Here is a 10,463-nt window from a genome sequence, read left to right on the forward strand (position 1 = left end):
GCTCGACGCAGATACTGTTGCTGTCGGGTGTCGGCCCTGCGCAGCAGATCAAGAACTTCGGTCTTGATGTCGTGCTCGACAAGCCGGGCGTCGGCGAGAACCTGCAGGACCATCTGCAGATCCGCTCGGTCTACAAGGTACAGGGCGCGAAGACGCTGAACACCCTGGCCAACTCGCTCTGGGGCAAGGCCAGGATCGGGCTCGAATACGCGCTCACGCGCAGCGGACCGATGAGCATGTCGCCCAGCCAGCTCGGCGCCTTCACCCGCAGCGACCCGGCCCAGCCGCACGCCAACCTCGAATACCACGTGCAGCCGCTCTCGCTCGACGCTTTTGGCGAGCCGCTGCACGGCTTCCCGGCCTTCACCGCCAGCGTGTGCAACCTCAACCCCACCAGCCGCGGCCATGTGCGCATCAAGAGCCCGCGTTGTGAAGATGCCCCTGCCATCTCCCCCAATTACCTGAGCACCCCGGAAGACCGCCAGGTGGCGGCCGACAGCCTGCGCGTGACGCGCCGTATCGTGCAGCAGCCGGCGCTGGCACCGTACCGGCCCGAGGAGTTCAAACCCGGCGTGCAGTTCCAGAGCGACGAGGACCTGGCGCGGCTGGCCGGCGACATCGCCAGCACCATCTTCCACCCCGTGGGCACCACCAAGATGGGGCGTGATGAGGACCCGATGGCGGTGACCGACAGCCACCTGCGCGTGCGCGGCGTGGCGGGCTTGCGGGTGGTGGACGCGGGCGTGATGCCCACCATCACCAGCGGCAACACCAACAGCCCGACGTTGATGATCGCGGAGAAGGCGGCGCGCTGGATCGTGTCCGGCGGGTAGCGGAGGTCGGTTCAGCGCAGGCGGCCGACGTAGCGTGTGCTCACATCGTTGGCGGCGGGCACGAGTGGAGCGGGTGCCGACACCGCGATCGCCGGGCTGGCTGCCGGTGGTGGCGGTTTGCGCTGCTGATGCGGCACTACCACCAGCGCCTCCAGCCGGTCGGCCAGGGGCAGCAGTTCGGTGTGGCCGTCTGTCTGCGCTTTTTCGCGCGCGAACCGCACCATGGCCTGTGCATAGTCGGCGTTGCCGGCCATCCACTCGGTGTCGGTCACCCGGCCGGTCTTGCGGCGCAGCAGCACATGCAGGTGCGCGGCGGTGGCCAATGCATCGTTTTGCGTCATGTTGTTTCCTGAACCCAACGAGGGCAGGGTCCGTGCACATCCCGTGCCAATCGGTGGGTGCAGCAAGGGAAAGCCCGGATGCACAGCTGTGGTGCAGACCGTTACAGTACCGCCACTCGCAACCAGCGCCTGGCGCTGACGACCGCGGGGGACCGAGGAGACAAGCTCAGTCCTGAACAGAACACCTCCAACACGACAGCGTCCATCAGAGATGCCCTGAACACCAGCCGACCCCCCGGGGTCGGCTTTTTTTTGCCTGTTCGCACCGGCATGGGTGTTTCCAGGGATGGAATACAAATGTCCGATATGGACCATGGTTTGGAAGGTGTCTGACCTGCTGTGTTCAGGGTGGCAGGATGAGGCGGTCAAAGCCCTATGAAAAACTTGCTAAAAATCAAAGACTTGTGATGCTCTGTGGGTGTTTTCCCTAGAGGGTGTGAAAGTGGCTCGCGCTTTGCAAATGGTTACCGAACTGCCTGTATGGGCGGTCCGGTTCCAGCCACACACCAGCCTACGGAGACAACACCAGATGGAAACCTTCTACGAGGTCATGCGCCGCAAGGGCATCTCGCGCCGCAGTTTCATGAAGTACTGCTCGCTCACCGCCACCTCGCTGGGGCTGGCGCCGAGCTTTGTGCCCCAGATCGCCCACGCCATGGAAAACAAGCCACGCACCCCGGTGCTGTGGCTGCACGGGCTGGAGTGCACCTGCTGCACCGAGTCCTTCATCCGTTCGGCGCACCCGCTGGCCAAGGACGTGGTGCTGTCCATGATCAGCCTGGACTACGACGACACCCTGATGGCCGCCGCCGGCCACCAGGCCGAGGCCATCCTCGAAGAGGTGATGACCAAGTACAAGGGCCAGTACATCCTGGCGGTGGAAGGCAACCCGCCGCTCAACGAAGACGGCATGTTCTGCATCCAGTCGGGCAAGCCCTTCATCGAGAAGCTCAAGCACGTCGCCAAAGACGCCAAGGCCATCATCGCCTGGGGCTCTTGCGCCAGCTGGGGCTGCGTGCAGGCCGCCAAGCCGAATCCGACCCAGGCCACACCGATCCACAAGGTCATCACCGACAAACCCATCATCAAGGTGCCGGGCTGCCCGCCCATCCCGGAGGTGATGACGGGCGTGATCTCCTACCTGCTGACCTTCGACCGCATCCCCGAGCTGGACCGCCAGGGCCGCCCGAAGATGTTCTACAGCCAGCGCATCCACGACAAGTGCTACCGCCGCCCGCACTTCGACGCCGGCCAGTTCGTCGAGGCCTGGGACGACGAGTCCGCGCGCCGCGGCTACTGCCTCTACAAGGTCGGCTGCAAAGGCCCGACGACCTACAACGCCTGCTCCACGGTGATGTGGAACGAGGGCACCAGCTTCCCGATCAAGGCCGGCCACGGCTGCATCGGCTGCTCGGAAGACGGCTTCTGGGACAAGGGCTCGTTCTACGACCGCCTGACCGACATCCAAGCTTTCGGCGTCGAGGCCAACGCCGACCAGATCGGTGGCACGGCGGCCGGTGTGGTGGGGGCTGCGGTCGCGGCGCACGCCGCCATCTCGGTGGCCAAGCGGGCGCGCGACACGTCCAAAGAAAAAGCACAGAACAACGCCTGAAGCGGCAACAAGGACAAGACCATGGGTGCTTACGAAACACAGGGCTTCAAGCTCGACAACACCGGCCGGCGCATCGTCGTCGACCCCGTGACCCGCATCGAGGGCCACATGCGCTGCGAGGTCAACCTCGACAGCAACAACGTGATCCGCAACGCGGTCTCCACCGGCACCATGTGGCGCGGTCTGGAGGTGATCCTGAAAGGCCGCGATCCGCGCGACGCCTGGGCCTTTGTGGAACGCATCTGCGGCGTCTGCACCGGCTGCCACGCGCTCACCAGCGTGCGCGCGGTGGAGGACGCGCTGGGCATCAAGATCCCGCTGAACGCCCACCTCATCCGCGAGATGATGGCCAAGACGCTGCAGGTCCACGACCACGCGGTGCACTTCTACCACCTGCACGCGCTGGACTGGGTGGACGTGGTCTCGGCCCTGAACGCCGACCCGAAGAAGACCAGCGAACTGCAGCAGCTGGTGTCGCCCTCGCACCCGCTGAGCTCGCCCGGGTACTTCCGCGACGTGCAGAACCGCCTCAAGAAGTTTGTCGAAAGCGGCCAGCTCGGCCCGTTCAGCAACGGCTACTGGGGCTCCAAGGCCTATGTGCTGCCGGCCGAGGCCAACCTGATGGCCGTGACCCACTACCTCGAAGCCCTGGACCTGCAGAAGGAATGGGTCAAGGTGCACACCATCTTTGGCGGCAAGAACCCGCACCCGAACTACATGGTCGGCGGCGTGCCCTGCGCGATCAACCTCGACGGCAACGGTGCCGCGGGCGCCCCCATCAACATGGAGCGCCTGAACTTCGTTGAAGCCCGCATCAAGGAGATGATCGACTTCAACAACAACGTCTACATCCCGGACGTGCTGGCCATCGGCACCATCTACAAGAACGCTGGCTGGCTCTACGGCGGTGGCCTCAGCGCCACCAACGTGGCCGACTACGGCACCTACGAGAAGGTGCCGTACGACCACAGCACGCACCAGCTGCCTGGCGGCGTGATCTTGAACGGCAACTGGGACAAGATCGAACCCATCGACCCGCGCGACCCCGAGCAGGTGCAGGAGTTCGTGAGCCACAGCTGGTACCAGTACGCCGACGAAACCAAGGGCCTGCACCCCTGGGACGGCGTGACCGAAGCCAACTACAAGCCCGAGGGTCCGAACTTCAAGGGCACGCGCACCAAGATCGAGAACCTGGACGAAAGCGCCAAGTACAGCTGGATCAAGAGCCCGCGCTGGCGCGGTCACGCGGTCGAAGTCGGTCCGCTCTCGCGCTACATCCTGGGCTACGCGCACGCGCTGCAGGGCAACAAGTATTGCCAGCGCGTCAAGGAACAGATCGAGAGCTCGGCCGTGGCCATCAACAGCGCCATCCCCAAGGCCCTGGGCCTGCCGGAGACGCAGTACACCGCCAAGCAGCTGCTGCCCACCACCATCGGCCGCACCCTGGCCCGCGCACTGGAAAGCCAGTACGCCGGCGAGATGATGATGGACGACTTCAAGCAGCTGGTCGCCAACATCAAGGCCGGCGACACCAGCACCGCCAACGTCGAGAAGTGGGACCCCGCCACCTGGCCCAAGGAAGCCAAGGGCGTGGGCACGGTCGCCGCGCCGCGCGGCATGCTGGGCCACTGGATCAAGATCAAGGACGGCAAGATCGAGAACTACCAGTGCGTGGTGCCCACCACCTGGAATGGTTCGCCGCGCGACACCAAGGGCCAGATCGGCGCCTTCGAGGCCTCGCTCATGAACACGCCCATGGTCAATCCCGAGCAGCCGCTGGAGATCCTGCGGACCCTGCACAGCTTCGACCCCTGCCTGGCCTGCTCCACCCACGTGATGAGCCCGGACGGTCAGGAGATGGCGAAAGTGACCGTGAGATGACCTCCCTGCGCCGCTTCGCGTCTTCCCCCCTGAGGGGGGACGCACCCAGTGGCCCGGCAAAGCCGGTTCCACGGGTGCCCTGGACAAGACCCGTCGCGCTCGCAGTGTCCCTGGATCGGTGAACCGTTTTGAACCCACACGAGGAGCAACACATGCAACACAAGAACATCTGTCGCGTGGCCGCCGCCGCGCTGCTGGCCGGTCTGGCCGGCGCCGCCCAGGCCCACACCGGCCATGGCACCCACAGTCTGATGGAAGGCCTGGCCCACCCCTTCGGTCTGGACCACCTGCTGGCCATGGTGGCCGTGGGGGTCTGGTCGGTCAGCGCGCTGCCGCCAGGCAAGGCCTGGCAGGGCCCGGCCGCCTTTCTGGCCGCGCTGGTGGTCAGTGCCGCGCTGGGCGCGGCGGGCGTGACGCTGCCGTTCCTGGAGCAGGGCGTGGCGCTGAGCGTGGTGCTGTTCGGCGCTCTGCTGGTGCTGGCCCGCCGCCCCATGCCCGCATCGCTCGGCCTGGGGCTGGTGGCCGCGGCCGCTGCGCTGCACGGTCTGGCCCACGGTGCCGAAACGCCGGCCACCGGCTTCGCGGGCTACGCCGCCGGCTTCCTGGTCACCACCGCGCTGATGCACATCAGCGGCGTCGGCATCGGCCTGGCGATCCAGCGCTGGCTGGCCGCGCGCAGCGGTCTGGCGCTGGGCGGGCTGGGCGCGCTGCTCGGCGGTGCCGGCCTGTTCCTCTTCGGCCAGCTGGCCGCCTGACGGTCCCGCGCTCAAGGAGCACGCCATGTCTTCACAGACTGCCCAAGAACTGGCCCAGCAGCGCCTGGCCGATGTCACCGGCATCGACGAGAGCGCCGTGCAGCACGGCCAGACCACCAAGTCGGTCTATGTGTACGAAGCGCCGGTGCGCGTCTGGCACTGGGTCAACGTCGCGGCCATCACGGTGCTGTGTGTCACCGGCTACTTCATCGGCGTGCCGCTGCCCACCATGCCCGGCGAGGCCAGCGCGCATTTCCTGATGGGCTACATCCGCTTCGCGCACTTCACGGCCGGCTACATCCTGGCCATCGGTCTGCTGGGGCGCGCCTACTGGGCCATCGTGGGCAACCACCACGCGCGCGAGCTGTTCTGGGTGCCGCTGTTCCAGAAGGCCTACTGGGGCGAGATCCTGACCATGCTCAAGTGGTACGCCTTCCTGATCCCGCGGCCGGGCCGCTACGTGGGCCACAACCCGCTGGCGCGGCTGGCCATGTTCTCGGGCTTCCTGGCGCTGATGGTCTTCATGATCCTCACCGGCTTCGCGCTCTACAGCGAAGGCTCGCAGACCGGTTCGTGGCAGGACAAGCTGTTTGGCTGGGTCATCCCGCTGTTCGGCCAGAGCCAGGACGTGCACAGCTGGCACCGTCTGGGCATGTGGGCCATGATCATGTTCATCACCCTGCACGTCTACGCCGCGATCCGCGAAGACATCATGGGTCGCCAGTCCATCGTGTCGACCATGATTTCCGGCCGCCGGACATTTAAAGACTAACCCCCGCGCCGCCTTCGGCGTCACCCCCTTCTAGGGGGCGGTGCGAGAGGCCCGGCAAAGCCGGTTCCTCCGCACCCTGGCGCCAAGCCCTTCGCACCAACAGCCTGCCCATGATGTCGCGTCCTGCTCCGCATCGTCTGCCCGCCATCGCGTCGGTGATCCCGCCGCGCGGTGTGCCGGTGCGCATGCCGCTGCACCCGGGGCGGCTGCTGGCGCGCACCTGCCTGGCGCCGCTCTCGCTCAACCAGAGCGAGGCGGCCCGGCTGCTGGGCCTCTCGCGCCGCCGCCTGCACGAACTCGTGCACGGCCAGCGGGCGATGTCGCCCGACACCGCCATCCGCTGCGCGCGGCAGTTCGGCATCGACGCCGGCTTCTGGCTCGCGCAGCAGGCCGCCTGGGACAGCTTCCACGCCTGGAAGCGCCTGTCCTCGGCGGCCCCACAACCTCTCCGCTGAACCCACACAGGTTTGCCTGCCATGAGCGCCTTTCCGACCGAATTCCCCTGTCACCCCGGTGGTGACACCCTGCCGGCCCGCATCGTCGTGCTGGGCATTGGCAACCTGCTCTGGGCCGACGAAGGCTTCGGCGTGCGCTGCATCGAAGCGCTGCAGCGCCGCTGGGAGTTTGCCGACCACGTGCAGCTCATCGACGGCGGCACCCAGGGCCTGTACCTGATCCAGCACGTGCAGGAAGCCGACGCGCTGCTGATCTTCGACGCCATCGACTACGGCCTGGCACCCGGCACGCTCAAGCAGGTGCGCGACGACGCCGTCCCGCGCTTCATGGGCGCCAAGAAGATGAGCCTGCACCAGACCGGTTTCCAGGAAGTGCTGTCGCTGGCCACCCTGACCGGCCAGTACCCGCAGCAGGTGCTGCTCATCGGCTGCCAGCCGCAGGAGCTGGAGGACTACGGCGGCAGCCTGCGCCCGGTGGTCAAGGCGGCGATGGAAGACGCGCTGGCGCTGGGCGTGGCCGAGCTGGCCCGCTGGGGTGCCCGTCCCGTCGAACGCCAGACCCCGCTGGCCGCGCGCGAGGCCGTGACGCTGGACGAACTGGCCCTCACGGCCTACGAAGCGCAACGCCCGGCGGCCGAAGAAGCCTGCCGCATCGGTGATGACCGGTTCCTTGGCATCCCCCCCGCGCCGCTTCGCGTCACCCCCCCAGGGGGGCGGCACCAGCCGTCCGGCGAAGCCGGCCCGGCGGTGCCTCTGGAAGGGAACGCTTCACACAACCGGGTGGGTGCCTGACATGTGCATCGGCATCCCCATGCAGGTGGTCGAGTCCGACGGTCACTTCGCCCTGTGCGAAGGCCGCGGCGAGCGCCGCCGCATCAACACCGCGCTGGTCGGTGACGTGACCCGCGGCGACTGGCTGCTGGTGTTCATCGATGACGCACGCGAACACATCGATGCGGACCGCGCGGCCGAGGTGAACGCCGCACTCGACTTGGTGCTCGGCGCCATGCAGGGCCTGGAGACGCAGGAGGACGCAGGTTTTGCCCTGCCGTCACAGATGAACACCGAACAACTTCGTGCCTTGACCGGCCAGTGATTTCTCAGGAGACAACATGACAGCAGTAGCAGAAGCCCACGCCCCCCTGGTCCAGCGCCTCGCTCGCGACTTCGGCGCCACCTGGGTCGACGAAACCAGCGTCGCCGACTGGACCGCCGGCGGCGGCGACCGCGTCGTGCTGCTCGCCGGCGACCCGGTGCGGTTCCCCGAAGGCGTGGACGTGGCGGCCGTGCTGCCCGAGCTGATGAAGACCTTCCCGAAGCGCTTCACGGTGGCCGTGGTGCCGCGCGACAGCGAAGACGCGGTGGCCAAGCGCTACGGCTCGCAGCGCTGGCCCACGCTGCTGTTCTTCCGCGACGGTCTGTACGTCACCGCCATCGCCGGCATGCAGGACTGGGACGTGTACCTGTCCGGCGTCGCCGCCGCGCTGGCCATGCCGCCCTCGCGCCCGCCCACCATCGGCATCCCCGTCGTCAGCCAGACCGGCGCTGGCAGCAGCTGCCATTGAGCCGACCTCCGACCGCACCGATCCCACAGGACACCCCCATGAAAGCCTTTCCCATTCCCGTCGTGGCCCTGGGCCCCGGCACGCAGACCGAAGACGAGTCGCTGGACTACCTGCCCATGCCCAAAGACATGGACACCTACCGCCCGCCCCTGCTGCCCGAGCCTGAAGAGATCGCGGGCCGCGCCAAGACCCGCGCCGTGCTCACCCGCGTGCTGGAGATGCTGGACGCCGCCGCCGATGGCGGCCCCGGCGGGCTGGTCAGCCTGCTGGACCTGCCGGCCGAAGACCGGCAGCTGGTCAACCAGGTGATGGCCGAGGGCGAAGCCAGCGCCATCGTGGGCGCTGAAGGCTCGGCGCTGCAGGTGCGCATCCAGGAGTCGGTGTTCGCGGGTGTCTGGCGCCTCATGACGTTCAACGGGGACGCGCTGGTGGACGACGCCATCGAGGTCGGCCCCATCCCGTCGCTGCTGCGCACCGTAGCCGAAGAAGACGCGGAGAGCGTGTACCGCCCCTGGCAGGGGCCGCTGCCGCCCAACGTGCAGAACGCGCCGCTGCTGGTCGAAGAAATCCGCGACCAGGTCGCGCGCTGGCAGCCGGGCCAGGCTCCGCACGTGGTCAACCTCACGCTGCTGCCGGTCACGCCCGAAGACATCGGCTACCTCGACCACCAGCTGGGCACCGGCCGCGTGCTGCTGCTCTCGCGTGGGTATGGCAACTGCCGCATCTCCAACACCCGCCTGCCCAACTGCTGGCGCGTGGTGTACTACAACTCCATGGACAAGGTGATCCTCAACACCGTCGAGGTGGTCGACATGCCCGAGGTGGCCATGGCCGCACCCGAAGACCTGCGCGATTCGCACGAACGGCTGCAGGACGTGCTGGGCTACATCGAACAGGCATGAGTGCCATGAACGGCGACCGGTTTGAAGGTTTCGAAGGCTCGTACCTCGGCAACCGCGAGGTGCTGCGCCCCAGCTCGCGCCTGGAATGCAAGATCTGCTGGTGGGTCTACGACCCCGCCGTGGGCGACCCGCAGTGGCAGATAGAACCCGGCACGCCGTTCGCGGACTTGCCGCCGCACTGGCGCTGCCCCAACTGCGACTGCGATGCCGAGCAGTTCTTGCTGCTGCAGGATTGAGCTGGACATGGACACGCGCGTGAACGCCCTGGTGAATTTCTACCGCCGCGTGGAAATCGAACGCATGCAGGGCATCCCCATCCTCAACCCGCAGCTGTGCGTGGAGGCCGTGGGCTTTCGCCGGACCGACACCGAACCGGGCGACGGGGCGGTCGCCGAAGGCGTGCTCATCACCCCCTGGTTCATGAGCCTGGTGCGCCTGCCGCTGGACCTGCAGGACCACGCGGGCCGTGTCGCGCGCAAGGCGGTGCGCGGCTTTGGCAACGAACGCTTCGACTTCATCGGCGCGCACGACCCGGCCGTGGGCTACCACGAAGCCTGCGCGCTGTTCTCGCCCATGGCCGACTTCCGCAGCCAGGCCCAGGCACGCGAGACCGCCGAGGCGGTGCTGGCCCAGCTGCGGCCCGCGCCCCAGCCCGCATCCCCGCCCGTGGCGGTGGCCGAGCCGGTGCCCGCGCGCCGGTCCTTCTTCATGGCGCGCCGCGCCGGTGCCCCGGGGAGCGCGGCATGAACGACCTGGCGGGCGCCCTGCAGCTGCAACCCGGCGAGCCCGTGCCGCGCAACCTGCGCAGCACGCGCCAGGCCTGGGCCAGCCGGCTGGCCCCTGGCCGCGCCGCCAGCGACCTGCCCGGCCTGCTGGCCGGCCTGTTCAGCCTCTGCGGCCACGCCCACCGCACCGCCAGCCAGCTGGCCATCCGCGTGGTCGAACCCGGTCTGTTCCCCTCGGTCCAGCCGGTGGCGGCCTTGCTGCAGCGCGAGACCGCGCTGGAACACCTGCGCCGCATCGGTCTGGACTGGCCGCGCCTGCTGGCCGGCGCCGACCCGGCGGTGGCCGCCACGGCGGGCGAGAGCCTGCGCCGCTGCCCGCTGATCCGCGATGCCGCCGACCCCGCGCCCTGGCCCGCCATGCGCCAGTGGCTGCAAGACGAATGGCTGCACATGGCGCCCGCCACCTGGCAACGCGCGTGGCAGGCTTGCGACGCCGATTGGCTGGCCGACTGGAGCCTGCGCCACACCGGCTGGCTGCCTCAGCTGTTGCGCGCGGTGCGCGTGGCCGATGTGCCCCTGCCGCCCGCCGCCGCGCTGCGCCCCCACGCCGAGCCGGCCAGCC

The 10,463-nt window shown here is 68.1% G+C and carries 12 protein-coding genes and 2 pseudogenes; 13 read left to right on the forward strand and 1 reads right to left on the reverse strand.

The genetic code is table 11. The features are described from left to right. The coding region (locus tag ACR2JA_RS02240) for a GMC family oxidoreductase (protein WP_434007510.1) at nucleotides 1–833 on the forward strand (833 nt) is incomplete at its 5' end. An 11-nt stretch (nucleotides 834–844) separates the two neighbouring features. Here the strand turns inward: ACR2JA_RS02240 and ACR2JA_RS02245 are convergent. After that, the gene (locus ACR2JA_RS02245; RefSeq protein ID WP_434007511.1) at nucleotides 845–1,174 is read right to left on the reverse strand and encodes a hypothetical protein; all 330 of its coding nucleotides are present in this window, start codon (nucleotides 1,172–1,174) and stop codon (nucleotides 845–847) included. 529 nt (nucleotides 1,175–1,703) lie between these two features. Between ACR2JA_RS02245 and ACR2JA_RS02250 the strand changes: the two genes are divergently transcribed. The 12 genes and pseudogenes from ACR2JA_RS02250 to ACR2JA_RS02305 form a co-directional block, all read left to right on the forward strand. Next, on the forward strand, nucleotides 1,704–2,786 hold the full coding sequence (locus ACR2JA_RS02250; RefSeq protein ID WP_434007512.1) for a hydrogenase small subunit: 1,083 nt from the start codon (nucleotides 1,704–1,706) through the stop codon (nucleotides 2,784–2,786). 21 nt (nucleotides 2,787–2,807) lie between these two features. Beyond that, the gene (locus tag ACR2JA_RS02255) at nucleotides 2,808–4,667 is read left to right on the forward strand and encodes a nickel-dependent hydrogenase large subunit (RefSeq protein ID WP_434007513.1); all 1,860 of its coding nucleotides are present in this window, start codon (nucleotides 2,808–2,810) and stop codon (nucleotides 4,665–4,667) included. A 152-nt stretch (nucleotides 4,668–4,819) separates the two neighbouring features. Next, nucleotides 4,820–5,422 carry a HupE/UreJ family protein gene (locus tag ACR2JA_RS02260; protein WP_434007514.1) on the forward strand — a complete coding sequence of 201 codons (603 nt, stop codon included), beginning with the start codon at nucleotides 4,820–4,822 and terminating at the stop codon, nucleotides 5,420–5,422. 25 nt (nucleotides 5,423–5,447) lie between these two features. Next, complete coding sequence (gene cybH, locus ACR2JA_RS02265; RefSeq protein ID WP_434007515.1) at nucleotides 5,448–6,194, forward strand: Ni/Fe-hydrogenase, b-type cytochrome subunit; 747 nt, start codon at nucleotides 5,448–5,450, stop codon at nucleotides 6,192–6,194. Nucleotides 6,195–6,304: 110 nt separating this feature from the next. Then, the gene (locus ACR2JA_RS02270) at nucleotides 6,305–6,649 is read left to right on the forward strand and encodes a HigA family addiction module antitoxin (RefSeq protein WP_434007516.1); all 345 of its coding nucleotides are present in this window, start codon (nucleotides 6,305–6,307) and stop codon (nucleotides 6,647–6,649) included. Between the two features lie 21 nt (nucleotides 6,650–6,670). Continuing rightward, nucleotides 6,671–7,321: pseudogene (locus ACR2JA_RS02275) on the forward strand (HyaD/HybD family hydrogenase maturation endopeptidase); the annotation flags it as partial. Nucleotides 7,322–7,442: 121 nt separating this feature from the next. Beyond that, nucleotides 7,443–7,745 (forward strand): HypC/HybG/HupF family hydrogenase formation chaperone, encoded by a 303-nt coding sequence (locus ACR2JA_RS02280; protein WP_434007517.1) that lies wholly within the window; start codon nucleotides 7,443–7,445, stop codon nucleotides 7,743–7,745. A 16-nt stretch (nucleotides 7,746–7,761) separates the two neighbouring features. Beyond that, entirely contained in the window at nucleotides 7,762–8,214 is a 453-nt protein-coding gene (locus tag ACR2JA_RS02285; protein ID WP_434007518.1) for a hydrogenase, read from the forward strand. Between the two features lie 38 nt (nucleotides 8,215–8,252). Beyond that, entirely contained in the window at nucleotides 8,253–9,116 is an 864-nt protein-coding gene (locus ACR2JA_RS02290) for a hydrogenase expression/formation C-terminal domain-containing protein (RefSeq protein ID WP_434007519.1), read from the forward strand. A gap of 5 nt (nucleotides 9,117–9,121) precedes the next feature. Beyond that, complete coding sequence (locus tag ACR2JA_RS02295) at nucleotides 9,122–9,352, forward strand: rubredoxin (protein WP_434007521.1); 231 nt, start codon at nucleotides 9,122–9,124, stop codon at nucleotides 9,350–9,352. Nucleotides 9,353–9,359: 7 nt separating this feature from the next. Beyond that, nucleotides 9,360–9,863, forward strand: a complete 504-nt coding sequence (gene hybE / locus ACR2JA_RS02300; RefSeq protein ID WP_434007520.1) for a [NiFe]-hydrogenase assembly chaperone HybE — start codon at nucleotides 9,360–9,362, stop codon at nucleotides 9,861–9,863. Then, a pseudogene (locus tag ACR2JA_RS02305) lies at nucleotides 9,860–10,463 on the forward strand (hypothetical protein); the annotation flags it as partial. The gene hybE and the pseudogene ACR2JA_RS02305, both read left to right, overlap by 4 nt.

The sequence above is a fragment of the Hydrogenophaga sp. genome (assembly GCF_051007235.1).
Classification (GTDB): Bacteria; Pseudomonadota; Gammaproteobacteria; order Burkholderiales; family Burkholderiaceae_C; genus Hydrogenophaga.